Below are 24,484 nucleotides of genomic sequence, written 5' to 3'. Positions count from 1 at the left end.
GGAACCGTTCGTATGGACGTTGGCGTGCTTACCGTGCCCCTCGGCGACCGACCGCTTGACGAAACGCTCGCCTACCTCGGCGATCTCGACGTCGACACCGTCGAACTGGGCTGTGGCGGCAACCCCGGCGACGACCACCTCGCGCGAGAGGAGTATCTCGACGACGAGGCGGCCCAAGGCGAACTCCAGGAACGTCTCGACGATCACGACCTCCGGGTGAGCGCGCTCGCGACGCACAACAATCCGATCCATCCCGACGACGAGCGCGCCGAGGCGGCCGACACCGAACTCCGAGAGGCGATCGAACTCGCCGCCCAGCTGGGCGTCGACACCGTCACGACCTTCTCGGGGCTGCCTGCTGGCGGGCCGAACGATGAAGTTCCCAACTGGATCACCGCGCCGTGGCCGGCCGAGCACAAGGAGGCCCACGATTATCAGTGGGAGGTCGCCGAGGACTACTGGACGGAGATCGCCGAATTCGCCGACGATCAGGGCGTGGATATCGCCATCGAGATGCACCCGAACATGCTCGTCTACGAGCCGACGGGGATGGAGCGACTGCGCGACGCCACCAACGAGCGCATCGGCGCGAACTTCGACCCCTCACATCTCTACTGGCAGGGCATCGACGTGCCGCGCGCGATCAGGTATCTCGGCGAGGCGATCCACCACGTCCACGCGAAGGATACCGGGCTCTACGAGGCCAACGCCGACGTGAAGGGCTACCTGGACACGACACCCTACACCGAGGAGGCAGAGCGATCGTGGCTGTTCAGAACTGTGGGCTACGGCCACGGCGAATCCCACTGGAAGGAGGTCGTCTCGACCCTCAGAATGGTCGGCTACGACGGCGCGCTCTCGATCGAACACGAGGATTCGCTGACGAGTTCGCGCGAGGGGCTGGAGAAGGCCGTTGACGTGCTCTCACGGGCCGTGTTCGCAACCACGCCCGGCGACGCTTACTGGGCGGAGTGAACTCCTGACGAGAGTTTAAGGACGATCGGCCGTATAGTGGTACTGATGAAGTCCATCACGACGGATGCAGACGTTCTCGGGGGCGATCCGCGTCTCGCCGGAACACGCATTGGGGTCGCACACGTCTACCGTCGGTACGAAAACGGCGAAGCTCCCGAGGAGATCGCTGCGGGCTACGATGGGATCTCCGTCGCCGATGTCCACGCCGCACTCGCTTACGCGTTCGACAACCCCGAAACACTGCGCGAGATCGATCGCGAGGCTCGTGCTGCGGTCGATCGGATTCGCGACGAGCGACCGGTTGATCCCGATGAAATCATCGAACGAGCGTAATGCGGCTCCTCGCTGACGAGAACTGCCGGCCGGCACACGTATCGGCGCTCGATTCGGCCGGGCACGACGTGAAACGGGTCGGTGATCTCCTGGAAAAGGGCGCGAGCGATGGGGCGGTGCTCGCTGCGGGCCGGGACACCGGTCGGATCGTCGTGACCTATGATCGAAAGGATTTCGCCGGCGTGACCGATCACGTCGGGGTGTTCATCGCCGACGAAGGGATGGCTCCGCGGGACGTGCGTCGAACCGTCGAACGGGTCGATCGTGCGTATCCGTCGCTCGATGACGTCGTCGAATTCCTCGCCGATTGGCACTGATACTGTTGGATAGAAGCACGTAGGGTTCGACCCCGAAACCTAAGATGCCCTCGACTGTACGCCCGATATGGCACTGAAAATCGGCGTCCTCGGCTATCGGTTCATGGGCAGGGCCCACTCGAACGCCTTCGCGCGCCTCCCGATGTTCTTCGACGACGCGCCGGCCATCGAGCGCCACACGCTCGTCGGACGTGACGAGGACGCGCTGGCGGATGCCGCGGATCGGTTCGGCTTCGCCAACACAGAGACCGACTGGGAGGCGGCCATCGACGAGGTAGACGTCTTCTACAACCTCGGGCCGAACCACCTCCACCCCGAGCCGTCGATCGCGGCGCTCGACGCCGACGTGCCCGTGTTCTGCGAGAAACCGCTCGCGCCCACGGTGGCAGACGCAGAGCGGATGGCCGAGGCGGCTTCCGAGAGCGACGCGATCGCCGGCTGTGCGTTCAACTACCGATTCGTGCCGGCCATCCAGTACGCGAAGAACCTGATCGACGCGGGCGAGCTCGGCGAGATCCGTCACGTGCGCGGACGCTATCTCCAGGACTGGGGGGCCGACCCCGAAGACCCGTGGACGTGGCGCATGGACGAGGAGCTCGCGGGAAGCGGCGCGCTCGGCGATCTCGGCGCTCACACGGTCGATCTCGCGCGCTTCCTGGTCGGCGAGCAGGCGGGCGACATCGAGCGCGTCAGTGGTCACCTGGGGACGTTCATCGAGGAACGACCGGTGGCGGACAGCGACGAGAGTCGCCCCGTGACCGTCGACGACGCCTACTCGGCCCAGGCCGCATTCGCGGGCGGTGCGATGGGCACCTTCGAGGCTTCGCGGATGGCGAGCGGTCACAAGAACGATCACACCATCGCGGTGCACGGCTCGGAGGGCAGTCTGAAATTTTCGCTCGAACGGCTGAACGAACTGGAGCTGCTCCGGGAAGGCGATCGCGGTTACGAGACCGTCCTCGTGACCGACGAATCCGACCCCTACGTCGAACACTGGTGGCCGCCGGGACACGTCCTCGGCTGGGAGCACACGTTCGTCCACGAGGACTACGAGTTCCTCTCGGCGGTCGCGGCCGGCGAACCCTACGAACCATCGTTCGCGACGGCCTCCGAGGTCCAGCGCGTGCTCGGGGCCATCGAGCGCAGCGACGAGCGCGGCGAGTGGGTCGATGTCGAATAACGGGCGGATCTGCCGGCGACAGTACGCTTATCCGCGGCTCACGGTTTGTTTCGACGATGACGAACGATCAGCCCCTCCGCGTGGGACTCATCGGCACCGGGTATATCGGGACGACCGTCGGCGGCCAGTTCCATCACCATCCGAAATCGACGGTGGCGGCGATCACCGAGATCGACGCCGACAGACGCGCGACCGCCGCCGAGCGGTTTTCGGTCCCATCGGAAGCGCTCTACGAGGACTACGAGGAGATGATCGCGGACGCGGCGCTCGACGCTATCCTCGTCGGCACGCCGCACACGCTCCACCACGAGCAGATCATGGCGGGGCTCGACGCGGATCTCCACGTCTTCTGTGACAAGCCGCTGGCGACCGATCTCGGTCACGCGAAGGAGATCGCCGAGCGCATCGTGGAGAGCTCCCGAACGCTGATGGTCGGCTATCAGCGCCACCTCAACCCGGCCTTCATCTCCGCGCGCGAGCGGTTCGCGGATTCCGAACCGACGTGGATCACCGCCGAGATCACCCAGGACTGGCTGCCCCAGTTCACCGACACCTGGCGGACGGATCCGGATCTCTCGGGCGGCGGCATGCTCTACGACACGGGCAGCCACCTGCTCGACGGGCTGCTCTGGACCTCGGGGCTGGAGCCGACGGCCGTCTTCTCGCGCATGGAGTTCGTCGACGACGAGCGGCGCGTCGACAGCGAGGCCACGGTGTTGATCGAGTTCGCGAACGGCGCGACCGCGAACGTCTCGGTCTCGGGCGATCTCCCCTGCGTTCGCGAGCATATCCACCTCTGGAACGACGAGGGCGCGGTCTCGCTCGACGGTCGCCAATGGGAGCCCCGCAGCGTCACCGATGTCGATACCGACAACACCGAGCACGTGCCCTACATCGACCACGACGAGCAGGTGAACAAGGCCGAAGCGTTCCTCACGGCCATCGAGGAGGGGAGCGCGCCGCCCGCGACGGTCCACGACGCGCTGCGCGTCACCGCCGTCACCGAGGCCGCCTACGAGTCCGCGCGCGCCGGCGGGTGGGTCGACGTCGATCTCGACTGATCGTCGGATCGGGTCGGGTCCCGCGCGATTCGGATCGGTTTCAGAAGGAGGATGGTAAGACGAACAATGAAACCGATAGCATTAATAAGACATTGGAACGACGACAGGAAAATGAGCGTCGTCGCCGTCACCAAGAAGGAGTTCCTGGATGCCGGTCGTTCGTACACGTTTGTCGGACTCGTCGCGCTGTTCGTGGCCTTCGGCGTCTTCTTCGCGGCCATCCAGTGGATCCCGAACCTCTATCGAACCGCCGCCGGCGATCGCAGCACGCTGGCGCTGCTGAACAGCATGCGGCAGCCGTCGGTCTTTTTCGTCCCGCTGATCGGCCTCGTCGTCGGCTACGGAGCGATCGCCGGCGAGCGTGCGAGCGGCAGCATCAAACTCCTACTCGGGCTGCCGAACACGCGACGGGAGGTGTTCGTCGGGAAACTCGTCGGTCGGACCGCGGTCGTGACGGTCGCGATCGCGATCGGCTACGGCTGTGCCGCCCTCGTCGCCGTGCTCTCGTACGACTCCTTCGCGCTCACCGAATTCGTGACGTACACGCTGCTCTCGATGCTCTACGCGGCGGTCTGCATCTCGATCGCGATCGGGTTCTCCGCGAGCACGAAATCGAGATATCGGGCGCTCGCCGGTGCAGCCACGGTGTACGCGACGTTTCTGCTGCTGTGGGATGCGGCCGTGACGCTGCTCCAGGTCGTCTTCGTCGGTTACGTGGTCCAGCCAGGGGCACTCCCGGCGTGGGTGTCGCTGCTCAAGTATCTGAACCCGTCGACGGCGTTCGCCCATGCGACGATCGCGGTTATCCCGGACGTCCGTTCGATCACGATGTTCCCCTATCTGGAGACGAGTTTCTGGGTCGATTGGTACGGATTCGTGGTGCTCGGCTTCTGGATCCTGGTTCCGTTGGCGATCGGCTATCGGTCGTTCAGCCGGGCGGATCTGGAGTGAGCGTCGCTCCCGAACGATACCGAAAATCCAGAACGGGCGGTCGAAGCACATGGTGGGCGATGTTCAAATAGCTCCCGCCGACACGATCAGGTATGCCCGATCCCGATATCCTCGTCGCTGGCGAGGCGCTCGTCGATTTCCTGCCCGATCGGTCGGGGCCGCTCCGCGAGATCGAGGGGTTCAGCCGGCGGGCGGGCGGCGCACCGGCGAACGTCGCCATCGCGCTTGCACGCCTCGGCGAGCGGCCCTGGTTTCTCTCGAATCTCTCGACCGACGCCTTCGGTGAATTTCTCGCCGATACGCTCGCCGCCGAAGGGATCACCGACCGATTTCTCACCCGTGACCAAGAGCATCGGACGACGCTCGCGTTCGTTGCCCACGACGCCGATGCCGATCGGAGTTTCTCCTTCTACCGCACCGCGACCGCCGATCAGCATATCGACCCTGGCGTGGTGGATGACGACGCGCTTGTGACGGTTTCGTGGGTCGTTCTGGGCGGCGTCGCGCTCGCGAGCGAGCCCGCACGTTCGCGGTTGCTGGATTTCGCCGAACGTGCGCGCGAGCACGGCTGTACGATCGTCCTCGATCCGAACAGGCGACCGGAGCTCTGGGCCGATACGGCGACCTACGAGCGGGTGCTCGGCGACGCGCTCGCGCTCACCGACGTCTGTAAGATCTCCGAGGAAGACCTCGCGGGCACGCGCTTCGCCGACGAATCGCCCGACGTACTGCTCGATGCCGGGCCACACACCGTCGTCTCGACCTGTGGCGCGGATGGAGCGCATGTCGTCGCCGGCGAGGACGCGCCGTGGGGACCCGCCGAATACGAGCACGGCGGCTACGCGGTCAAGCCGACCGACACGACGGGTGCGGGTGACGCTTTCCTCGCAGGAGTGCTATACGGACTCGCGAACGGCGAACGGCTCGACGAGACGCTCGCGTTCGCCGACGCCGTCGCCGCGCTGACGACGACCGAACAGGGGGCGATCGCCGCGCTGCCCGATCGTGAAGCGGTGGCTGCGTTCCGCGCTGATTCTGAATGAGAAGAGCGGTCGAAACTCGTAGCGGAAGTCGGCGGGTTATGCGCCGGGAACCGCGCCGGCGACGAACCACCAGCTCGTCCCCGACGTAGGCTCCTCGTTTTTCTCCTCGGCTCTCGTGTGATCTCTGCGGTGCTGCCAATCCATAGCTATATGATGGGTTTACTCGGACTTGAATATTGTGTTCTGCCGATATTTCTATCGTGGTCCTTCACGGGGACGGCTGATCTCCACTACTGGCCCCACTGCCACCACGGCAGCAGTCGGTCGAGCGCGGCGATCAGCCGAGGGAACAGTCTGACGGCACCGATCGAGAGGAGCGCCGCGACCGCGAACGAACCGAGCGTGGAACCGGCGATCACGTCCATCGCCGCGCCGCCGACGGCCGCGAATGCGATGGCCAGGCTGTGGTAGACGATACGAACGAGAGCCGTCCCGTAGCTCAACGGCGGCCAGTCGAACGACTCGCTCCAGCGGGCCGTCCCGATGGCGAGCGAAAGCGTCGTGACGGCGACCAGCGCAGCGAACTTCAACTCGGCGTTGAACGGCGCATCGAGCAGCGCCAGTAGCGTCGGGAAGCCGAACGTGACGACCTCCGCAAGACCGAAGAAGACGGTTTCGATCCAGCGCTCGGAGCCCTCTTTCCGCGTCGCTCGCGGTCCGGCCTTGCGCCGTTCGGTGGACCCGTCCGTTCCACGCCGGCGCATTCGTCGACGACTATTCCTCGCGGCTCACGCGGATGACCTGAAGCAGCGATTTCACCGGAACGCCCTCCAGCTCCTCGACGCCACGCTTGTCGACCAGCACGCCACAGCCGACCGGGCTGCCGCCCTCCTCGGTGATGGCGTCGATCGTTTCGGTCATCGTCGTGCCGCTGGTGATGGTGTCGTCGATCACGTAGCAGTCCCGGCCACGGATCTCGGCGAAGTTCCGCGAGAAGCTCCCGCTCAGATCGTCGATATCGCCTTCCTCCCACTGGTGTTTCCGGGGTGCGTACGCCGCGAGATCTGCGTCGAGTTCGAGCGCTACGGTCGTCGCCAGCGGCGTCCCGGCCTTCTCGATCCCGACGACGAGATCGACGTCCTCGCCGCCAAGGAGATCGGCCATCGCGTGACCGACGTCGGCGAGACGGGTGCTGTCGCGCCCGAGCGCGCTCCAGTCGACGTGGATGTCTTCGAGCGCGTCCGACGACTCCCGGGTGGTCGTGTCGCTCCCCTCGCCGCGGTCGACCAGCCAGCTCGCCGTCTCGCGGGAGACGTTCAGCTCGTCGGCGATTTCGCCGTTCGAGAGACCCTGGCCCGCCAGCTCGTTCGCGCTCTCGATGAGGTCGTCGACGTTCTTCATCGACGGGGGTTGCCCCCGGCCGGTAATAGGTGTTGTCCGTCGGTTTCGTCAGTGTCGCAGCGTCGTTCGGTGGGTCGTGTCACGGCCCGATGTCGGCGACGGGATCTCACCCCGGAGATCGATCTCGCCGGCGATGGCACCCGGGGTGAGCGTGTCGGTCGACCCGTCCCGTCGAACGAGGCGGTTCGCCTGCTCCATGCACGACCGCAGCGCCTCGACGGCCGCCGCGCGCGTCGTCACTCGTCCGATCGAGCACTCACTCGCTGACTCCCGTGCACGCAGACGACAGGTGACCTCCCAACACTGCGTCAGCTCGAACGGGAGCGGTTGTGCTCCGTCGACACACGTTGCCTCAACCTCCAGCCCGCCCGTGCCGTGTGCGAAGACGAGTTCGTCCGTCTCGATGCGCTTGCAGACCCAGCCGGACGGCAGCTGCACGTCCTCTGGCAGTGGACTCATTTCCATCCCCTCCACTCGCTTCAGACACACGACAGCATCGTCGGGGTTCTGCCTGCAACTGCCGGCGAGCTAATACCTAGGCGAACTCGATGTCCTCGGTGAACCGATCGACGAGCACGACGAGCGCGCCGCCGGCGATCGCAACCGCGAGGACGCTGCCGACCGCCATCGGCGTCGTATCCGGGGTGTTGTTCAGTACCTTTATCGCGGGCAGCCTGAGTGCGCCGACCATCAGGCTCACCAGGAAGGTGAGGGTGGCCTCGCGGTAGTTCGCGAGCGCCCACCGGATCGCGTAGGCGATCGAGAACAGTCCGATCAGGGCTCCGATGCCGAACGCGACGACGACGATCCCGGGTTCGACGAGCGCCGCGACGCTCCCGCCGGTGGCCAGCGCGGCGAGCGCGTTCGTGAACTCCGTGAGCGTCTCGGTCAGGTAGGTGTACTGGCCGAGCAACAGCAGGAAGAACGCGCCGGAGACACCAGGGAGGATCATCCCCGCGATGGCGATCGCGCCCGCGACGAAGACGAACAGCGGCGAGTTCGGCACGGCGCTGCTCACTTCGCCGGAAACGAGAAAGGCGAACACGAACCCGCCGACTGCGACCGCGATCCGGCGAGGGCTATCGAGCGACACGTGATCGGCGAGAACGATCGCGCTCGCGGCGATCAGCCCGAAGAAGAACGCGAACAGCGGGCCGGGATAGGCTCGCTGGGCGATATGGACGAGGCGCGCGACGCTCACGATGGCCGTGACGATCCCCAGTCCGAGCGCGAGCAGGAAAGGAATGTCCATCGCGACGAGCGCCGCCCGGAACTCGGCGCGGCCACGTCGGCGGTGGAGTCGCGGGAGATGGCGCAACGCGCGCGGGTCGAGGCTCGTGATGGCCTGGATGAGCCGTTCGTAGATACCGGTGATGAGCGCGATCGTCCCGCCGGAGACCCCGGGCACCGCGTCGGCGGCACCCATGAAGATCCCCTTCAGGTAGACCGTGAGCAGCTCGCGCCCGGCGTTCATCCGTGCATCCCCACTCGTGTCCGAGTCGGCACACCGGCCTCGGGAGCCGCCAGCGCGCTCGCCGAGCCGTTCGTGGTCGTCGAGGTGTTCGTCGTTCCCGACGAGGGGTTCGTCGATGCCGAAGCGTTGCCGGCTGCTGCGTTGCCCCCCGAGGCGTTTCCGGCCGTCGCGTTGCCGGCCGAATCGTTCGCGCTCGCCGGTGCCGAGACCGACGTCTCGCTGAGATCGACCGAGACGGTCCCGTTCGTGCGGCCGATGACCGCGCCTTCGGGCACGTCGGCGGTCGCCGTCCACCGGCTGGCGTTCCCGTCAGTGCTCGTCACAGGCGTCCGGAAGCTGTACGGGCCGGTCGCCTGCACCGAGACGTTCGTCGCGCCCTTCTCGGTACCCCACTGCTCGTAGCCGGTCGTCGAGTACGGCAGCGTCATGGTGAACTCACCCTGTGCGTTTGTCTCGGCCTGCTGTGTGTAGTTGAACGTCGTGTCATTCGTGGTCGGCATTCGCATCTCGACGGTCGCTTCGACCGTGCTGTTCGGCGGTCCCTGTCCCTCGACGGTCGCCCCGTCGACGCGCTCGAACGTCTTGACCCAGTTCGTCGGGGTCTCGAACAGTTCGGTGGCGTTCAGGCCGGTCGTCTGGAGGCGCTGGAGCGCGCTCCGGTAGAGCGGTCCGGGACCGCTCGCGCTCCCGATGGCGTTCTCCTGGCTCGCGTGGACCAATCGGTACTGTTCGAGCGCCGGCACGCGTTCCTGGGGATAGCTACCGACGCCGCCGATCCGGGCGGTGCCGTCCTCCTCGACGAACTGGCGTGCGGCGGACATGTTGTCGAAGCGCTTGACAGCGCTCTCGTTGCCCGACGGGGTGAACGCGCTCCGGAGGCTCCCGTTCGACAGCCGCTGTGGGCTCTCGTAGTCGAGCACGACGGGTTTCTGCTCGACCGCGCTGCCATGGTAGGTGTACAGCCGCGTGCGCATCGTCTCGTAGTGGCGCTGTTCGTAGGCCAGGAACGCCGTCGTGGGTTGTTGCTGACCGCTCGACTGGCTGGCGATCGGCGTCAGGTCGTCGTAGATCGACAGCGGGCCGTCGTTGTACCACGTGAACGGCACGCTGTACAGCGCCGCGCCGGCCGGATCGGCCTGCTTCCAGTTGACCATCACGTAGCGCACGCCCTGACCGTCCTTGGTGCGTGCGATCTCGTTCGCGCGCGAGGCGTTGGGCGCGAGCAGGAAGTTCGCGGCCTGCCCGGCGTTCTGCTGGAAGGGGTTGGCCGTCGGGATCCGCTCGCCGAGCGTCGTGATCCAGTGGCCGTAGTCCCACCACGAGAGCACGCCGTAGGCTCCGTCGGGATAGTCGAAGTCGTCCGTTCTGTCGTACTGCCCGTAGTAGTCCATCGACTCGTTGCCGCCGCCGTAGGTCCCCTCGGCGGGCGTGTTGTTCGCCAGCCAGTCGAGGCTGCTGTCCCAGCCGGTGATGCTCTGACCGACGCCGGATTGCTGGTCGGCGTAGTCCCCGGCGGCCGTCGCGCTCGCGCTGCCGCCGATGGCGAGCGGCGCGGTGATGAGGAGAACGACCGCGAGCACCGAGAGCACCTGATACGCCTGTAGATTGCGGAGATTGGAGCGCGCATCCGTCGACCCGACGTACTGCAGCACCTGTCCGACGAAGTACGCATTGAGAACGGCGACGGGAACGATGAGATAGTAGTTGAACCGCTGCTGGGTCAGCGTCGCGGCGGTCATGAGCACGGCCCAGATGAGGACGAACAGGACGCCAGCGCGCTCGCGGCTGCGCCCGAGGGCGAGCCGAAGGATCATCACCGCCGCGCCGGCGATCGCCGTCACCAGCGCCAGCCGATAGGAGCCGAGGAGAAACTGTCCGGGGTTGCGTGGCGGGATCGCCTCGCCGACCGTCAGCGAGGTCGCGCTCGACCCGAAGCCGACGACACGTTCGAGCTGGCTGACGAAGAACGAGAACAGATCGGGCAGGGCGATCGCCATCACGAGCGCGCCGAGCACGAAGAGACCGAGGATCACGCCGGGGTAGTAGAGCCGCGGCAGGTCGCGCGCTTCGAGTTTGCGTGCGAGCCACGACATGAACACACAGCCGATCGCGCCCGCGAAGGCCATCGCCGGATGGAGCAGCGAGAAGTTCGTCACGCTCACCTCGACGGTGTTGAACGAGATCAGGAAGCCGATGCCCGCAACCGTGAGCGCGACCGCGCTCACGATGGCGACGTGTTCGGGACTCTCGCCGCGGAGATACTCGATCGGGAGCACGACGAGCAGGAAGAGCCCGAAGACGCCGACGAGCAGGAGGCCGGGCGGCCACGCCCAGACGTAGAGCACGATGGTGATGCCGGCGAGAACGCCCCAGCCGAGCGGTTGGCGCAGGTTCGCGAGATCGCGCTCGACGAACTGTTCGTAGACGGGTTTCTCGCGCTCGGCGACCGCGAGCGCAATGACGATCGCCGCGACCGCGAGCACCTGGAAGAGCACCTCGGCGGCGTGGTGATCGGAAAAGCCCGCGACGGAGCGACTGAGAAACGTGCTCGGTGAGAGCGCGAGGATCGCGACGCCGATGACCCCGCCGAACCGGCCGCCGAAGCGCTTGCCGAGATAGTAGGTGGGAATCGCGACGAGTGTCCCGATGACGGCCGGTGCGAACAGCAAGACGAGCGCCGTCGTTCCCTCCGAGGGGCTGCCACCGCCGACGATCAGCGCGACGGTGGCGACGAGCTGGTCGTAGAGCGTCCCGAACTGGCCGACGCTTGTCCCCGTCGGAAAGCTCGTCCACGGGTCGAACGGCATCGTCTGCGGCCAGTGTCTGACGACGTAGCGGACCTGCCGGAGGTGATACCACGCGTCGTTGCCGCTGAAGTAGACCTGCCCGCCGACGAGGAAGTTCCGCCAGTTGCGAACGCGGATCCAGAGCATGAACCCGGCGAGCGCGAGCAGCAGAGGGATATGATATATCCCTTCGACCCGGTCGAGCAGCGGCCCGAAATCCGGGAGCCGTTCGGCGAGCTGCTCCCTGCGTTGACTCATTGGCCGTATCCAGTCACAAAGCGCGCATAAGGCTTGTGAAACGCCGTACGAGGGACTGAGGGGCGTGACGACGAACGGAAACAGCTATCCGCCGACCTCCCACAGAGGGCGACATGCGGGTCTCAGTCGTGCTCTGCACCTACGACGAGGCGTCGTTCGGACGCTTTCGCGACGCGGCCGACAGCGTGCTCGCCCAGAGCCATCCGACCGAACTCGTGGTCGTCGTCGACGGCACGCCGGCGCTCGCAGAGCACGTCCGCGAGACCTATGGAAGCCACGACGACGTTCTGATTCATCTCAACGACGAGAACCGCGGCCTGCTCGAAAGCCGGAACACGGGTGCGGAGCTCGCCACTGGTGATATCGTCGCCTTCCTCGACGACGACGCACGCGCCCATCCGGCCTGGATCGAGCGGCTCGTCGCGGTCTACGAGCGAGAGGACGCGCTCGCGGTCGGCGGACGGATGGTGTCAGAGTGGGTCGCCGGCAAGCCGTCCTTCCTCCCCGCGGAGTTCTACTGGCTCGTCGGCGTCACCCACCGCGGGTTCGGGCCGGGTGGCGACGAGGAGAGCGAAGGCGAAGTCAGGAACACGTTCGGTTCGAACATCTCCTTTCGTCGTGAGGTCTTCACGGCTCTCGGCGGGTTCGATCCCGCGATCGGCGGCCGAAAAGGCGACAAGAATCTTCAGGGTGGTGAAACCGAACTCTGTGCCCGACTCAGCGAGGAATACGGTGAAGGTGTCCACTACGTACCGGCTGCCGAGGTCGCGCACAAGGTCTTCGACTACCGGACGAAACCGCGCTGGCTCGCCGACCGCGCGTTCTGGCAGGGCTACTCCAAGCGCGCGATGGAGGAACTCGTTCCCGATTCGACCGGCGAAGAAAGCGCCTTTCTCGGCCGACTGCTCACCGACTTCCTTCCCCATCGGCTCCGGGAACTGTTCCACGAACCGACCAGAGGGAAGCTGCTCCAGCTAGTTTCGCTCGTAGCGTTCACGATTCTGGTTGGATTCGGCTACTGTTACGGTATCCTCAGCCCGCCCGACGAGTTCGAGCGATGAGTGAGGACGGGACGAGCGAGCGCGACGGCCCGCGGCTGCTCTGGCTCACGCCCGACAAGCCCGCGAACATCAGCGTCGGTCGCCGGCGCATCGCCGACCGACTCGAAGCTGACGGGTTCGACGTGACGCTTCGAGGCACGACGCCACGAACGGTGTTCCAGTCGTTTCGCGAACGTGGCGAGTACGACGCGGTTCTCGGCACGACCCGCTCCGGTGCGTTCGCGGGCGCGCTGCTGAAACTCCGTGGAACGCCGTTCGTCGTCGATCACATCGACCCCATCCGACAGTTCGCCGACACACACACGGAAGACCGCTCTCGCTCGCGGTGCGAGCCGCGGAGAACGTCGCCTTTCGATTAGCTGACCACACCCTCTACGTCTACGACGAGGAGCGAAGGCGGGTCTCACGCTACGCCCGCGAAACGACGAAAACCGATCTCGGGGTGAGCTACGAGCGCTTCGCGAACCCCGATCCCGGGATCGTCGCGGCCGCCCGCGATCAGTTCCGCGAGGCGGGCGTCGATGCCGACGAGCGGCTGGCGATCTACGTCGGTGGTCTCGAACCGATCTATCACGTCGAGGAACTCCTTGCAGCGATGGAACACCTCGACGACTGGACGCTGGTCGTGCTCGGGACGGGATCGCTCGTGTCGGCCGTCGAGCGCGTCGCTGGCGAACGCGAGAACGTCGTCTTTCTCGGCACGGTTGGCCACGAGTCGATCCCGGGCTATCTCCACGCCGCCGACGTCGGCGTCTCGCTGGTCGACGATCCCCACACGCTCAAGGTCCTCGAATACGCCGCGGCGGGGCTGTCGGTGGTGCAGGCACGCGGCCGCGCCGAAGCACGATTCGGCGAGTACGCCGAGTTCTGTGAGCCTCGTCCCCCGGATATCGCCGCTGCGATCGAGCACGCCGGCGAGCGCGGGAATGACGAGGCGTTCCGCGAATACGCCAGCTGCTTCGACTACGAACGGGTTGCCGACACCTATCGGGCGGTTCTCGCCGACGTTTTGCGGGAGTAATCGAGCGGCACACGAGACGATCCCGAGCGATTCAAACGCGCTCGTGCCCCTCTCGACGTATGGACGACGACTCACACGAGAACGTCGTGCCGGGCAGCGACGAATCGCTCGACACGCCCGACGTGCACGGCTACGAATTCCGCGACGGCGTGGATTTCCAGGAGCTACTCGCGAGCTACGCGACGACGGGCTTTCAGGCGACGGCGCTCGCCGAGGCCATCGATATCGCCGAACGAATGCAGGAGGCCGACGCGACGACCTACCTCACCTGCACCTCGAACATCGTCTCCTCGGGGTTACGCGAGGTCGTCGCGGCGCTCGTCCGCGAGGGCTACGTCGACGTGCTCATCACCACGTCGGGCGCACTGACCGAGGACGTCATCAAGACCCAGAAGCCGTTCAAGATGGGGTCTTGGAACGCCGACGAGGCGGCGCTGCGCGAGCAGGGGATCAACCGGCTCGGCAACATCTTCGTCCCCTCGAACCGGTACGTCTGGCTGGAGGAGTATCTCTACGACTTCTTCGACGACTTCTTCGCCGAAGAGAAAACCCGGACGCCGACGGCGTTCGCCCGCGAACTCGGGGCCACTCTCGACGACGAGAACTCGGTGCTGAAACAGGCCAGCGACAACGACGTTCCCGTCTACTGTCCGGCGCTCACCGACGCCGAGGTCGGCAACTTCCTCTACTACTACCGCCAGAGCTACGACCCCGATGTGGACATCGCGCTGCTCGACGACTACGAGACACTCATCGAGGGCGGGATGGACGCCGACACGACGGGTCTCATTGCCGTGGGCGACGGCGTGCCCAAACACCACGCGATCATGACGAACCTCTTCCGTGGTGGGGCGGACTACGCGGTCTACATCTCGACAGGAATGGAGGGTGACGGCTCGCTGTCGGGCGCGCCGCCGACCGAGGCTGTCTCCTGGGGGAAGATCAAGGCCGACGAGCGCAACTACACCCAGATCCAGGCCGAGGCGACGCTCGTCTTCCCGCTGCTGGTCGCCAGCGCGTTCTTCGAGAACTGACGAACGTCGTCGGCCTCAGAGCAGTCGGATCGATTCGGCCGATGGGTCGATCTCGACTCGCCCGCCGATCGGAACGGGACAGGTCGGATACGTGTGCCCGAATTCACAATCGAAGACGACGGGTGCGTCCGGGTTGTAGGTTTCGAGGACGTTCGTGATCTCGTCACGCTGGCGCTCTCGATACTCCACTCGCCACTCCCGTGGGTGTTCCTCGGCATGTGAACGTGCGGCGGCGCGCCCGACGAGAACGCCGTCGAATCGTTCGAGCAACCCGCGCTCGCCGAGCGCCCGGAGGTTCGCTCCGACGACGGCCGGATCGGGGATCAGCTCGCTCGTCTCCAGTGCGAGAACAGTACCGTCCAGCGCCTCGGCGTCGGGCACGTAGCGATCGGCGAGGAACTGCTCGACGAGGACTTCGTAGCAGCCGCCCCAGAGCCGGCCGGAGACTGTCTCGTCGCTGCCACGCCAGATTCGGCCGTCGGACCGCTCGATCTCGCGCGTCGTCTCGATCGATTCGGGGTCCTCCCAGTCACCGGCCTCGTCGGTGAACACGTCGGCTTCGGTCCACTCGCCGATCGACTCCTCGAAGAGCGCGCGTTGGAGATACTCCTCGGTGTAGTCGAACAGTTCGCCGTCCATCGCGTATTCGAGCAGCGTCGAGCCGCCGTAGTACGAGACGATCCCCTGATTCCAGAGAAACAGGGCCAGGTTCGTGTTGTCCGAGTAGCCGTAGAACCGCGTCGGGTGGTCACGGAGCACGTCGCCGTCGAGATACGGAAGTATCGTGATCTGGTCGTGACCACCGATGTTGGCGATCACGGCCGAGATGTCCGGATCGCGAAAGGCGTCCATCACGTCCTCGGCGCGCGCTTCGGGGTTGTCCGCGAGCCACTCCGGATCGGCGGTCGCGGTCGGATATTCGATCGGTTCGAGATCGAAAACCTCGCGCATCCGTTCGAGGCCGAGTTCGTAGACGAATCGGGCGGATTCGGGTACGTTCGATGCCGGTGCGACGACCGCAACGCGATCGCCCCGCTCGACAGGTGGTGGGGTGAGAAACTCGGCCATGCCCGCTGTTCATCGAGGGCTCGGATAACGTTTCGCCGACTCGCGCCGCTGTCGAGCGAGCGTTGTGACTATCGGGTGGACGTCAAAAAAATCGTGAACTGAGGGGGTTTACTCGTGGTTCGATACGGTCTTCTGGTAGTTGTCCTCGGCAGCGTCCCAGTCGACGACCTCGAAGAAGGCGTCGATGAAGCTACCGCGGTCGGGACCGTAGTCGTAGTAGTACGAGTGTTCCCAGACGTCGAGCGCGAGCACGGGATGAGCGCCCCAGAGCGCGCCCTCGTCGTGGTTGTCGACGGCTACGTTGCGCAGCTGGTCGGCAACCGGGTCGTAGATCAGGAGTGCCCAGCCCGAGGCGGCCGACGCGGCGGCCTCGAACTCGCCCTTCCAGCCCTCGTAGGAGCCGAAGTCCTCCTCGATGCGGTCGGCGAGATCCCCGGAGGGTTCGCCGCCGCCGTTCGGACTCATGTTCTCCCAGAACATGGTGTGGAGATAGTGTCCACTACCGTTGTGGGTCACATCGCCGAGCGCGCCACCCGTCGAGGAGTAGTCGCCGGATGCGCGGTTCTCCGCGAGGGTCTCTTCGGCGCTGTCGAGACCGTTGACGTACCCCTGATGGTGGGTATCGTGATGCCAGTTGAGCACCTGCTCGGAGATATGCGGTTCGAGGGCGTCGTAGTCGTATGGGAGCGGTGGAAGCTCCGGATTGGATCGTTCGGACATTGGTCTCTCCTCCACGCTATGACACGGGTGGACCTCTGTTAAATGTTGAGGGGCGGCTGGTACCAATAGGCACGAATCGGCCGCCGGCAGCGTCATAGATGGATGCAAATACTGTTGGAGGCGATCGTATTTCCTTCATCGATCGAAAACCGATCGATAACCAATGTCTGACGAACAACCTGGTTCGGACGGGCGGATCGGCGCGCTCGCACGGGAGCTCGACGCACTCCCGCTCGGCGACCGCCTCCGACTCGACCGGGCCAACTGGCGACGCATCGGGATCGCGCTGGTCGTGTACGCGGTATCGCTCTGGGCCCTCACCGCGTTCGTCGTCCCGCGATTCACGCCCGAATCGGCCGACTCGGTCGGCCTGTTCGTCCCGGTCATCGTCGTCTCGGCGTTCGTCTTCGAGACGCTGGATTCGGCCTCAGGGATGGGGTTCGGCGCGACGATCGGCGCGCTCCTGTTCGTTCTCGGCTACGACCCGCTCGCGGTGACGCCCGTGCTCCTCCTCTCGGAGGCGGCGACCGGGATCGTCTCCGGGCTCTTCCACAACGAGTTCCAGAACGTCGAGTTCGGCCTCGACAACGACTCGGCGGTCGAGGCGACGCGCGTGCTCGGGATCATCGTTGGCGTCGGCGTGATAGCGGTCGTCGTCTCTGTCGTTCTGACCTACTTCCAGTTATCGATCCCCGACGTGTACATCAAGAGCTACGTCGGCGTCGTCGTGCTGCTGATCGCCTCGGTCACGATCGTCCAGAAGTACGTCGGCTCGGCCACCGACTACCGTCCCCGACTGCTGATCGGCTTCGCCGTCTTCGCCGGGCTGAACAAGGGGATCGCCGGCAGCGGCTATGGTCCCGTGATCACGCTCGGCGAGATCATCTCCGGGGTCTACGAGAAGAGCGCGACCGCGATCACCTCCGCCGCCGAGGGGGTCGTCTCGCTGGCCGGCATCGCGACCTTCTTCGGCATCACTGCCGCCGGCGTCGAGATCAATCTCATGCTGCTGCCCTCGGTGTTCGCCGGCGGGTTCCTCGCGGCGATCCTCGCGCCCTACACCGTCCGAACGCTCCCGAACCGCGCGCTCCAGTATCTCGTTCCCAGCTACGCGCTGGTGCTCGTCGCCATCCTCTTCGCGCAGGTGCTCTGACTACCCCTCACCACGGGCGCGCTCGAACATTTCGATGGCTTCCTCGCGGCGCTCGCCGTGCTCGCAGATCGGTGCCGGATAGTCGGGCGCGGCCGATTCACGTTTCTCGTCGCTCAGTTCGTTCCAGGCATGGATCGTCTCCGGGTCGGCATCGTCGAGCTCCGGGACGTAGGTTTTGATGTAGTCGGCGTCGGGATCGTAGTCCTCGCCCTGCGTCATCGGGTTGAATACCCGGAAGTAGGGCTGGGCGTCCGTCCCCGTCGAGGCCGCCCACTGCCAGTTGCCGTTGTCGTTGGCGGTGTCGTGATCGACGAGGCGTTCGCGGAAGTGGGTATACCCCTCCCGCCAGTCGAGCATGAGGTCCTTCGTCAGAAACGAGGCGACGATCATCCGCACGCGGTTGTGCATGTACGCCTCCTCGCGGAGCTGGCGCATGCCGGCGTCGACGATCGGATAACCCGTCGTGCCCTCCTTCCAGGCCCGGAGCTCCTCGTCGTCATCGCGCCAGTCGATCGGGTTCTCGTAGCTCTTGTAGTTCTCGGTCACGACCTCGGGGTTGTAGAACAGGACGTGTACGAAGAACTCGCCGAAGGCGAGCTCCCGGCGATAGGCGTCGATCCCTTCGCGTTCGTCCTCGTCGGCGGCCGCCCTGACTTCATCGACCCGTTCCGTGAGCTCCCGGACGCCGATCGTGCCGTAGTTGCGGTCCTGCGAGAGGCGAGACGTGCCCTCGTCGGCGGGGTACTCGCGCCCCTCGTCGTATTCGGTTATCCCGTCGTCACAGAACGTGTCGAGGCGCTCGCGGGCCGCCTCGGTGCCCGCATCCGGGATATTCGCACTCGGTTCGTCGAAGCCGAGTTCCTGGATCGTCGGCAGCGCTTCGCGGTCGATGTCGGCGAGTGCGTCCCCATCGGGGTCGGGGTACGGCTCCGCCTTCTCACGGTCGAGCCACTTGTCGCCGAAATACGAGAACACCGAGTAGGGATCGCCGTCGTTGGTCGTGATGGTGCCCGGTTCGTGGTGGAGCGCGTCGTGGAACGCCTCGTGGGTGATGTCAGCGTCGTCGAGTGCCGCACGAACCCGCTCGTCGCGCTCCTGGGCGAGGCCCGTGTAGTCGTGATTCCAGAACACCTCGTCGACACCGTGTTCGTCGGCGATTTTGGGGAATTTCTCGGCAGGATCACCCTCGACAACGAGGAGATCGCTGCCCCGCTCGCGGTAGGACTCCTGGAGGGAGTCGAGCGCCGCGAGCAGGAACGCCACCCGTGGCGGGCTCGCGTACTGAAGCACGTCCGGATCGAAGACGAAAACGGGGAGGACGGGGCCGTCCCCGGCGGCCGCCGCGAGCGCGCGGTTGTCGGCCGTCCGGAGATCGCGGCGGTGCCAGTGGATGCGCATGGCCGAATCAGGGGTTCGTTCATCCTAAATCATCGGTCCAGTGATCCCGGCGATAGCCAACCCGGCGGGCGAGAATCTGCCTTTCCGGGACTGAGAGCCCTGTCGCGGCGAGGACGATGAAAACCACCGCTACTCTTATATAGTATGTCCCCAACAACCATGCACGACAATGGCTACCGATGGTAATGAAAAACGGACGAAACCAACCGATGAAAGCGATAGATCTTCCGATTCAAACGATGGAAGAAACAGCGGCAGGAACCGCCGGACGTTCCTGCGGGCGACCGGTGGTGCGGCGCTCGCGACGACGGTCGCCGGCTGTCTCAGTCTCGGTGGGGGTGGAGGCGGCGGTGGCGGTTCGGGTGGGAACAACAGTTCGGGCGGCGGTACCGGCTCGGGCGGCAGCGGTGGCAACGGCTCCGGCGGCAACGGTTCGAGTGGCGGCGCAAGTGCCGACATCGAGGGGCCCGTCACCATCGGGGCACTCGCTCCGAATCCCGAAAACGACCCGATCGGTGGCTCGATCGTCAACGGCGCGCGGCTCGCGGTCCAGCAACTCAACGACGACGGTGGTATCGGCGGTGCGGAGGTCAAGCTGGAGGTCGGCAACACCGAGAGCGATCCCTCGACCGGACAGCAGCGCTACCGCGAACTCGTTTTGAACAAGAACGCCGACGTGACGACGGGGATCTTCACGAGCGAGGTGCTGCTGAACATCGTCGAGGACATGGCCCAGCAGCGGAAACTCCACATCACTGCCGGCGCGGCCACCACCGAGATCTCGCGGATGATCGCGGAGGAGTACGACAAGTACAAGTATCACTTCCGCGCCGGGCCGCTCAACGACTTCGATCTCGGGCGGAACCTGCTCGACTTCGGCGAGGCCAACTTCGAGACGATGGGCTGGGGCTCGACGTTTTCGATGATCGAGGACTACGCATGGACCGAGCCGATCTCGGAGCTGTTCGAGAAGCGACTCGGCGGCATCGGCGTCGACGTGGCCGGCTCCGAGCGCTACGCCAGTGGGACGACGAACTTCGGGCCGCTGTACGACGACGTGGCGAGTTCGGACGCCGACGGGGTGTTCACCGCGATGGCCCATACGGGCACGGAGGCCATCGTCCAGTGGGCCAAACAACAGCGCCCGTTCGGCTTCGCCGGCATCCACGTCCCGATGCAGCTCCCCTCGTACTACGAGTCGGTCAACGGGGCCTGTCTCTACGGCGTGACCCAGACCTCCGCGACGCCACAGAGCAAGGTCACGGAGAAGACCCAACCGTTCGTCAAGGCCTACAACGACGAGTTCGACGGCTATCCGGTCTACACCGGCTACCACGCTTACGACGCCGTCAAGCTCTACGCGGCGATGGTCGAGCAGACCGGGACGAAAGACGCCGACGAACTGGTGTCGGCGATGGAGCAGTCTTCCTTCACCGGAACGACCGGGACGCTGAAGTTCTACGGCAAGGACAAAAAATACCCCCACGACCCGATCTACGGCGAGAACGCCATGTATCCGGTCTTCCTCCAGTGGCAGGAGGGCCAGAACGGCGGTGGCGTCCAGGAGGTCATCTGGCCGAAGCAGTACGAGACGGCGAACTACCAACAGCCGGCGTGGATCTGATCGATGGCCGACATCGTCACCATCCTCATCAACGGCACTGTCATCAGCTCGCTCTACGCGCTCGTCGCCATCGGCTTCACGATGATCTTCGGCGTCGGCGGCACGATCAACCTCGCCCACGGCGGCATCATCACGGTCGGCGCGTTCTCGGCCTACTACGTCACGAACGCGGGCCTCGGCATCTGGGCGGGCGTACTCGCGGCGATGGCGGTGCCGGCGCTGTTCAGCGTGCTCCTCTACAAGGGGTTCGCCGAACGACGCAACGACATCATCATCGTGATGATCCTCACCCTTCTGGCCTCCATCGTCGTCGAGGAGGTCGTTCGCATCGTCGAGGGGAGCCAGCCCAAGGCGATCCCGGCGCTCGTCTCGGGCACCACCGAACTGCTCGGGAGCTCTGTGCAGAACAACCTGCTCGTGGTGTTCGTCGTCTCGTGGCTGCTCATCGGCGGGCTGTTCGCGTTCGTCAACTACACCAAGACCGGCAAAGCGATCCTCGCGACCAGCATGAGCCCGCGCGGCGCGGCGCTCGTCGGCATCGAGAGCGACCGTATCAACCTCTACACCTGGGCCATCGCCGGCCTGCTCGCGGGTATCGCCGGACTCTTCCTCGGCTCCTACCAGACCGCGAACTGGGCGATGGGCCGCGAGCCGCTCATCCTCTCCTTTTCGATCGTCGTGCTCGGCGGGCTCGGCTCGATCCGGGGAAGCCTCGTCGCGGCGTACGTCATCGGCTTCCTGGAAGTCATCACGACGTCGGCGATCGACCCGCGACTGAGCGGCCTGGCCGGACTCCTCGTCCTCGTGGTCGTGTTGCTCGTCCGCCCCGAGGGCCTGTTCGGCCGGGAGCTCGCGGAGGCGTAGATGGCGGACGAATCCCTCACCACCGACCCTGCCGAGACCGACACCGACCGCTCGTTCGTCGGCTCGATGCTCGCTCCGCGCTACCTGCTCGGCGTGCTCGGTGTCGTGGCCTTCGCCGCCGTCCCGTTCGTCGGCATCTCGACGACCCAGCTGTTGGTGCTCATCGGGGCGCTCTACTTCGGGATGTTCGCGATGAGCTGGGACGTCGTCTCGGGCTACACGGGCGAGATCAGCTTCGGTCACGCCCTCTTCTTCGCCGTCGGTGGCTACACGTCGACGCTGCTCAACCTCGAACTCGGGCTGTCGCCGTCGCTGACGATCCCGGCCGGCGTCGCGCTCGCGGCACTCGCGGGCGTCCTCATCGGCGTGCCGGCGCTGCGGATCCGCGGTCCGTATCTCTCCCTGATAACGCTCGTCGCGCCGCTCATCCTGCTCCAGGTGTTCATCATCTACGGCGACGTCTTCGGCGGCGAACTCGGACTGAGCTCGCCGGCGGCGCTGGTCACCGCCGACGAGTTCGACCTCGTCGTCACGGCGAACTACTACATCGCGCTCGGACTGTTCCTCACCATTCTCCTCTTCCTGTTTGCCGTCACGCGCTCGAACATCGGCTCGGTGCTGACGGCGATCCGCGAGGACGAGGACGCGGTCGCGGCCGCCGGCCTGAACGTGGCGAAGTTCAAGGTGTTCGCGTTCGTGCTGAGCGCGGCCATCGGCGGGCTCGCGGGTGCGATGTTCGTCCACACCCCAGTGGGAAGCCCGCGGCCGAGCCAACTGCTCGCGCTGATCGTGAGCATCGAGGTGCTCATCGCGGCCATCCTCGGCGGCATGGGCACCATCGTCGGTGCGGGTCTCGGCGGCGTGTTCTTCTACTTCGCCAACGATCTGCTCAACCAGCAGGAGTTCACCATCCCGCTCGTGAACGTCGGGCTCAACGAGGCGAGCCTGCTGATCTTCGCACTGCTGACGATGGTCCTCATCTACGTTCTCCCGAAGGGGGTGTTCCCGTCGGCGATACGCGCCGGTCGGCGGCTGCTCGGGCGTGCGCGCGGCAACCCGGTAGCGACCGACGGCGGCCACGAGTCGGATGCTACGACCCCGATCGAACAGACCGCGGATCGCTATCGGCGCGCACTCGAAGAGCTCGAAGAACGGATCGGAGATGGTGAGAAATGAGCACTGACAGCGACACGACCGTCGAGAGCGAACCGGTGACCGGGACGGAAAACGACGCGTACGGGCCCGACGATGGGCTACTGGTCCTCCGGAACGTCACGAAGCGCTTCGGGGGACTGACGGCGGTCGACGACCTCTCGTTCGCCGTCAGGGAGGGCGAGATCCTCGGGTTCATCGGACCGAACGGCGCGGGCAAGTCGACCACGTTCAACTGCGTGACCGGGACGTATCCTCCGACGGAGGGAACGGTCTGGTACGACGGCGAGGACACGACCGGGAACGCGGCCCACGTGATGGTCAAACGCGGGCTGGCGCGCACGTTTCAGTCGTTTCGCCCGCTCTCCGATCGGTCGGTCCTCGAAAACGTCGCGCTGGCGCTCACACCCGACAAACTCCTTACCCTGTCGGGTCTGCGTGGAAAGACGCGCGAGCGGGCGCGCGCCATCTGCGAACGGGTCGGTCTTGGCGAGAGGGTGGAACTGTCGCCGAGCGAACTGCCCCACGCCGGGTTGCTCCGCCTCGAACTCGCGCGGGCGCTCGCGACCGATCCCGATCTCCTCCTGATCGACGAGCCGTTCGCCGGGCTGTCGAGCGGCGAGGTCGAGACCGTCTCCGCACTCCTCGCCGAGCTCCGCGACGAGGGGCTGACGCTGGTCGTGGTCGATCACAACATGCGCGGGCTGCTCTCGCTCATCGATCGGGCGATCGTCATCCGCTTCGGCTCGAAACTCGCAGAGGGAACCCCCGAGGAGATCCGGGCGAACGAGGCGGTCCAGGAGGCTTACCTGGGAGGTGGCAGATGAGCGCCGAAACGGCCGGTGACGGAACTGCGACCGCCACCGACCAGGAGGGCGCGGCGCTCGCCATCGACGACCTCCGCGTGTCGTACGGCAAGGTGGCCGCGCTCCGCGGCATCGACCTCCGGGTCGAACGCGGCGAGATCGTTTCGGTGATCGGTCCGAACGGTGCGGGCAAGACGACGCTCGCGGAGACCATCACCGGCTTTCACGACTACCAGGGCAGCGTTCGGTATCGAGGAGCGGAGGTGAGCGGGCACTCGACGAGCGACCTCGTGAGCGAGGGACTCATCCACTGCACCGAGGAGCGCGACCTCTTCGGCCACATGAGCGTCGCGGACAACCTCTCGCTCGGGACGTTCCGTCGCGGCGACGCCGACGAGCGCCGCTCGTTCGTCTACGAGCTCTTCCCGGCGCTCGAAGAGCGCACCGACCAGCACGCGCGGACGATGAGCGGCGGCGAACAGCAGATGCTCGCCATCGGGCGGGCGCTGATGAGCGCGCCCGAGTTCCTGATCCTCGACGAACCAACGCTCGGGCTCGCGCCGGTCGTTCTCGACGACATCAGCGACGGGCTCGAACGCATCCGCGAGGCCGGCGTCACCGTCCTCCTCTGTGAGCAGAACGTCACTTTCGCGATGGATCACGCCGACCGCATCGCGCTGCTCGAAAACGGCGAACTCGTTCGGGAGGACACGCCCGAGAACCTCCGTGACGACGATTACGTCCACGATGTCTATCTCGGCGGGTGAGTGATTCTCTTACCGCTGGTAACGAAAAACGCTTGTAAACGAATCACTGGTTGTTCAAGGGGCAACCCTTTAAACCGTGGCGTGCGTCCACACATGG

25 protein-coding genes are annotated in these 24,484 nt (G+C 65.7%); 17 read left to right on the top strand and 8 right to left on the bottom strand.

All coding sequences use genetic code 11. The features are described from left to right. The first annotated feature begins 12 nt into the window (after positions 1-12). The 7 genes from MUK72_RS10625 (at position 13) to MUK72_RS10595 (ending at position 5,860) form a co-directional block, all read left to right on the top strand. Entirely contained in the window at positions 13-975 is a 963-nt protein-coding gene (locus tag MUK72_RS10625) for a sugar phosphate isomerase/epimerase family protein (protein ID WP_244700157.1), read from the top strand. A gap of 45 nt (positions 976-1,020) precedes the next feature. Continuing rightward, on the top strand, positions 1,021-1,308 hold the full coding sequence (locus MUK72_RS10620; protein ID WP_004054117.1) for a DUF433 domain-containing protein: 288 nt from the start codon (positions 1,021-1,023) through the stop codon (positions 1,306-1,308). Continuing rightward, positions 1,308-1,625, top strand: a complete 318-nt coding sequence (locus MUK72_RS10615) for a DUF5615 family PIN-like protein (protein ID WP_244700153.1) — start codon at positions 1,308-1,310, stop codon at positions 1,623-1,625. Before MUK72_RS10620 ends, MUK72_RS10615 begins: the two co-directional genes overlap by 1 nt. Positions 1,626-1,692: 67 nt before the next feature. Continuing rightward, on the top strand, positions 1,693-2,805 hold the full coding sequence (locus MUK72_RS10610) for a Gfo/Idh/MocA family protein (protein ID WP_244700150.1): 1,113 nt from the start codon (positions 1,693-1,695) through the stop codon (positions 2,803-2,805). A 56-nt stretch (positions 2,806-2,861) separates the two neighbouring features. After that, the gene (locus MUK72_RS10605) at positions 2,862-3,866 is read left to right on the top strand and encodes a Gfo/Idh/MocA family protein (protein ID WP_244700148.1); all 1,005 of its coding nucleotides are present in this window, start codon (positions 2,862-2,864) and stop codon (positions 3,864-3,866) included. Between the two features lie 111 nt (positions 3,867-3,977). Then, the gene (locus MUK72_RS10600; protein ID WP_244700145.1) at positions 3,978-4,817 is read left to right on the top strand and encodes an ABC transporter permease subunit; all 840 of its coding nucleotides are present in this window, start codon (positions 3,978-3,980) and stop codon (positions 4,815-4,817) included. Positions 4,818-4,909: 92 nt separating this feature from the next. Further along, positions 4,910-5,860, top strand: a complete 951-nt coding sequence (locus MUK72_RS10595) for a carbohydrate kinase family protein (protein ID WP_244700142.1) — start codon at positions 4,910-4,912, stop codon at positions 5,858-5,860. A gap of 230 nt (positions 5,861-6,090) precedes the next feature. Here MUK72_RS10595 and MUK72_RS10590 read toward each other — a convergent pair whose 3' ends face one another. The 5 genes from MUK72_RS10590 to MUK72_RS10570 all read right to left on the bottom strand — a co-directional run bounded on the left by MUK72_RS10590 (position 6,091) and on the right by MUK72_RS10570 (position 11,719). After that, positions 6,091-6,564, bottom strand: coding sequence for a DUF8215 family protein (locus MUK72_RS10590; RefSeq protein WP_244700140.1), 474 nt, complete (start codon positions 6,562-6,564; stop codon positions 6,091-6,093). A 10-nt stretch (positions 6,565-6,574) separates the two neighbouring features. After that, positions 6,575-7,201 carry a transcriptional regulator GfcR gene (gene gfcR, locus MUK72_RS10585; RefSeq protein ID WP_004054124.1) on the bottom strand — a complete coding sequence of 209 codons (627 nt, stop codon included), beginning with the start codon at positions 7,199-7,201 and terminating at the stop codon, positions 6,575-6,577. A 48-nt stretch (positions 7,202-7,249) separates the two neighbouring features. Further along, positions 7,250-7,660 (bottom strand): hypothetical protein, encoded by a 411-nt coding sequence (locus MUK72_RS10580; protein ID WP_244700137.1) that lies wholly within the window; start codon positions 7,658-7,660, stop codon positions 7,250-7,252. A gap of 76 nt (positions 7,661-7,736) precedes the next feature. Next, on the bottom strand, positions 7,737-8,675 hold the full coding sequence (locus MUK72_RS10575) for a DUF368 domain-containing protein (protein WP_244700134.1): 939 nt from the start codon (positions 8,673-8,675) through the stop codon (positions 7,737-7,739). Further along, on the bottom strand, positions 8,672-11,719 hold the full coding sequence (locus tag MUK72_RS10570) for an oligosaccharyl transferase, archaeosortase A system-associated (protein WP_244700131.1): 3,048 nt from the start codon (positions 11,717-11,719) through the stop codon (positions 8,672-8,674). Before MUK72_RS10570 ends, MUK72_RS10575 begins: the two co-directional genes overlap by 4 nt. A gap of 113 nt (positions 11,720-11,832) precedes the next feature. Between MUK72_RS10570 and aglG the strand changes: the two genes are divergently transcribed. Genes aglG through MUK72_RS10550 form a run of 4 tightly spaced genes read left to right on the top strand, consistent with a single transcriptional unit; the run spans position 11,833 to position 14,835 of the window. After that, positions 11,833-12,780 (top strand): glucosyl-dolichyl phosphate glucuronosyltransferase, encoded by a 948-nt coding sequence (gene aglG, locus MUK72_RS10565; protein ID WP_244700128.1) that lies wholly within the window; start codon positions 11,833-11,835, stop codon positions 12,778-12,780. Next, positions 12,777-13,139 carry a hypothetical protein gene (locus tag MUK72_RS10560; protein ID WP_244700125.1) on the top strand — a complete coding sequence of 121 codons (363 nt, stop codon included), beginning with the start codon at positions 12,777-12,779 and terminating at the stop codon, positions 13,137-13,139. The genes aglG and MUK72_RS10560 overlap by 4 nt, the downstream gene beginning before the upstream one ends. Next, positions 13,106-13,801 carry a glycosyltransferase gene (locus MUK72_RS10555; RefSeq protein ID WP_244700122.1) on the top strand — a complete coding sequence of 232 codons (696 nt, stop codon included), beginning with the start codon at positions 13,106-13,108 and terminating at the stop codon, positions 13,799-13,801. Before MUK72_RS10560 ends, MUK72_RS10555 begins: the two co-directional genes overlap by 34 nt. Positions 13,802-13,860: 59 nt before the next feature. Next, positions 13,861-14,835, top strand: coding sequence for a deoxyhypusine synthase (locus MUK72_RS10550; RefSeq protein ID WP_244700119.1), 975 nt, complete (start codon positions 13,861-13,863; stop codon positions 14,833-14,835). A 15-nt stretch (positions 14,836-14,850) separates the two neighbouring features. Here MUK72_RS10550 and MUK72_RS10545 read toward each other — a convergent pair whose 3' ends face one another. Both MUK72_RS10545 and sod read right to left on the bottom strand, forming a co-directional pair. Then, positions 14,851-15,903, bottom strand: coding sequence for a S66 family peptidase (locus MUK72_RS10545; RefSeq protein WP_244700115.1), 1,053 nt, complete (start codon positions 15,901-15,903; stop codon positions 14,851-14,853). A gap of 108 nt (positions 15,904-16,011) precedes the next feature. Then, positions 16,012-16,623: a superoxide dismutase gene (gene sod, locus MUK72_RS10540; RefSeq protein WP_244700112.1), complete on the bottom strand. Its 612-nt coding sequence runs from the start codon at positions 16,621-16,623 to the stop codon at positions 16,012-16,014. A 163-nt stretch (positions 16,624-16,786) separates the two neighbouring features. Here sod and MUK72_RS10535 point away from each other — a divergent pair, with 163 nt between their 5' ends. Beyond that, positions 16,787-17,776, top strand: a complete 990-nt coding sequence (locus tag MUK72_RS10535; protein WP_244700095.1) for a TSUP family transporter — start codon at positions 16,787-16,789, stop codon at positions 17,774-17,776. Here MUK72_RS10535 and MUK72_RS10530 read toward each other — a convergent pair whose 3' ends face one another. Then, positions 17,777-19,174, bottom strand: coding sequence for a cryptochrome/photolyase family protein (locus MUK72_RS10530; RefSeq protein ID WP_244700077.1), 1,398 nt, complete (start codon positions 19,172-19,174; stop codon positions 17,777-17,779). 169 nt (positions 19,175-19,343) lie between these two features. On the opposite strand from MUK72_RS10530, the gene MUK72_RS10525 reads away from it, so the two are divergent. From MUK72_RS10525 to MUK72_RS10505, 5 genes are read left to right on the top strand one after another with little or no spacing between them, the layout of a single operon-like run. Beyond that, positions 19,344-20,798 (top strand): ABC transporter substrate-binding protein, encoded by a 1,455-nt coding sequence (locus tag MUK72_RS10525; RefSeq protein ID WP_244700074.1) that lies wholly within the window; start codon positions 19,344-19,346, stop codon positions 20,796-20,798. 3 nt (positions 20,799-20,801) lie between these two features. After that, entirely contained in the window at positions 20,802-21,662 is an 861-nt protein-coding gene (locus MUK72_RS10520; RefSeq protein ID WP_244700070.1) for a branched-chain amino acid ABC transporter permease, read from the top strand. Next, positions 21,663-22,838, top strand: coding sequence for a branched-chain amino acid ABC transporter permease (locus MUK72_RS10515; RefSeq protein WP_244700067.1), 1,176 nt, complete (start codon positions 21,663-21,665; stop codon positions 22,836-22,838). Next, positions 22,835-23,641, top strand: coding sequence for an ABC transporter ATP-binding protein (locus MUK72_RS10510; RefSeq protein ID WP_244700064.1), 807 nt, complete (start codon positions 22,835-22,837; stop codon positions 23,639-23,641). Before MUK72_RS10515 ends, MUK72_RS10510 begins: the two co-directional genes overlap by 4 nt. Further along, positions 23,638-24,387, top strand: coding sequence for an ABC transporter ATP-binding protein (locus MUK72_RS10505; protein ID WP_244700061.1), 750 nt, complete (start codon positions 23,638-23,640; stop codon positions 24,385-24,387). The genes MUK72_RS10510 and MUK72_RS10505 overlap by 4 nt, the downstream gene beginning before the upstream one ends. Positions 24,388-24,484: the final 97 nt, after the last annotated feature.

Source organism: Halococcus dombrowskii, assembly GCF_022870485.1.
Taxonomy (GTDB): Archaea; Halobacteriota; Halobacteria; order Halobacteriales; family Halococcaceae; genus Halococcus; species Halococcus morrhuae.
The sequence above is the reverse complement of the archived record's forward strand: the minus strand, read 5'-3'. Positions and strand labels throughout refer to the sequence as shown.

Coding starts and splice junctions, on each gene's coding strand:
- gfcR (WP_004054124.1), bottom strand. CDS start 7,201: ATGAAGAACGTCGACGACCTCATCGAGAGCGCGAACGAGCTGGCGGGC.
- MUK72_RS10590 (WP_244700140.1), bottom strand. CDS start 6,564: ATGCGCCGGCGTGGAACGGACGGGTCCACCGAACGGCGCAAGGCCGGA.
- MUK72_RS10575 (WP_244700134.1), bottom strand. CDS start 8,675: ATGAACGCCGGGCGCGAGCTGCTCACGGTCTACCTGAAGGGGATCTTC.
- MUK72_RS10560 (WP_244700125.1), top strand. CDS start 12,777: ATGAGTGAGGACGGGACGAGCGAGCGCGACGGCCCGCGGCTGCTCTGG.
- MUK72_RS10510 (WP_244700064.1), top strand. CDS start 22,835: ATGAGCACTGACAGCGACACGACCGTCGAGAGCGAACCGGTGACCGGG.
- MUK72_RS10520 (WP_244700070.1), top strand. CDS start 20,802: ATGGCCGACATCGTCACCATCCTCATCAACGGCACTGTCATCAGCTCG.
- MUK72_RS10625 (WP_244700157.1), top strand. CDS start 13: ATGGACGTTGGCGTGCTTACCGTGCCCCTCGGCGACCGACCGCTTGAC.
- MUK72_RS10595 (WP_244700142.1), top strand. CDS start 4,910: ATGCCCGATCCCGATATCCTCGTCGCTGGCGAGGCGCTCGTCGATTTC.
- MUK72_RS10570 (WP_244700131.1), bottom strand. CDS start 11,719: ATGAGTCAACGCAGGGAGCAGCTCGCCGAACGGCTCCCGGATTTCGGG.
- MUK72_RS10545 (WP_244700115.1), bottom strand. CDS start 15,903: ATGGCCGAGTTTCTCACCCCACCACCTGTCGAGCGGGGCGATCGCGTT.
- MUK72_RS10615 (WP_244700153.1), top strand. CDS start 1,308: ATGCGGCTCCTCGCTGACGAGAACTGCCGGCCGGCACACGTATCGGCG.
- MUK72_RS10530 (WP_244700077.1), bottom strand. CDS start 19,174: ATGCGCATCCACTGGCACCGCCGCGATCTCCGGACGGCCGACAACCGC.
- MUK72_RS10525 (WP_244700074.1), top strand. CDS start 19,344: ATGGCTACCGATGGTAATGAAAAACGGACGAAACCAACCGATGAAAGC.
- MUK72_RS10610 (WP_244700150.1), top strand. CDS start 1,693: ATGGCACTGAAAATCGGCGTCCTCGGCTATCGGTTCATGGGCAGGGCC.
- MUK72_RS10550 (WP_244700119.1), top strand. CDS start 13,861: ATGGACGACGACTCACACGAGAACGTCGTGCCGGGCAGCGACGAATCG.
- sod (WP_244700112.1), bottom strand. CDS start 16,623: ATGTCCGAACGATCCAATCCGGAGCTTCCACCGCTCCCATACGACTAC.
- MUK72_RS10605 (WP_244700148.1), top strand. CDS start 2,862: ATGACGAACGATCAGCCCCTCCGCGTGGGACTCATCGGCACCGGGTAT.
- MUK72_RS10620 (WP_004054117.1), top strand. CDS start 1,021: ATGAAGTCCATCACGACGGATGCAGACGTTCTCGGGGGCGATCCGCGT.
- MUK72_RS10515 (WP_244700067.1), top strand. CDS start 21,663: ATGGCGGACGAATCCCTCACCACCGACCCTGCCGAGACCGACACCGAC.
- MUK72_RS10580 (WP_244700137.1), bottom strand. CDS start 7,660: ATGAGTCCACTGCCAGAGGACGTGCAGCTGCCGTCCGGCTGGGTCTGC.
- MUK72_RS10600 (WP_244700145.1), top strand. CDS start 3,978: ATGAGCGTCGTCGCCGTCACCAAGAAGGAGTTCCTGGATGCCGGTCGT.
- MUK72_RS10535 (WP_244700095.1), top strand. CDS start 16,787: ATGTCTGACGAACAACCTGGTTCGGACGGGCGGATCGGCGCGCTCGCA.
- MUK72_RS10505 (WP_244700061.1), top strand. CDS start 23,638: ATGAGCGCCGAAACGGCCGGTGACGGAACTGCGACCGCCACCGACCAG.
- aglG (WP_244700128.1), top strand. CDS start 11,833: ATGCGGGTCTCAGTCGTGCTCTGCACCTACGACGAGGCGTCGTTCGGA.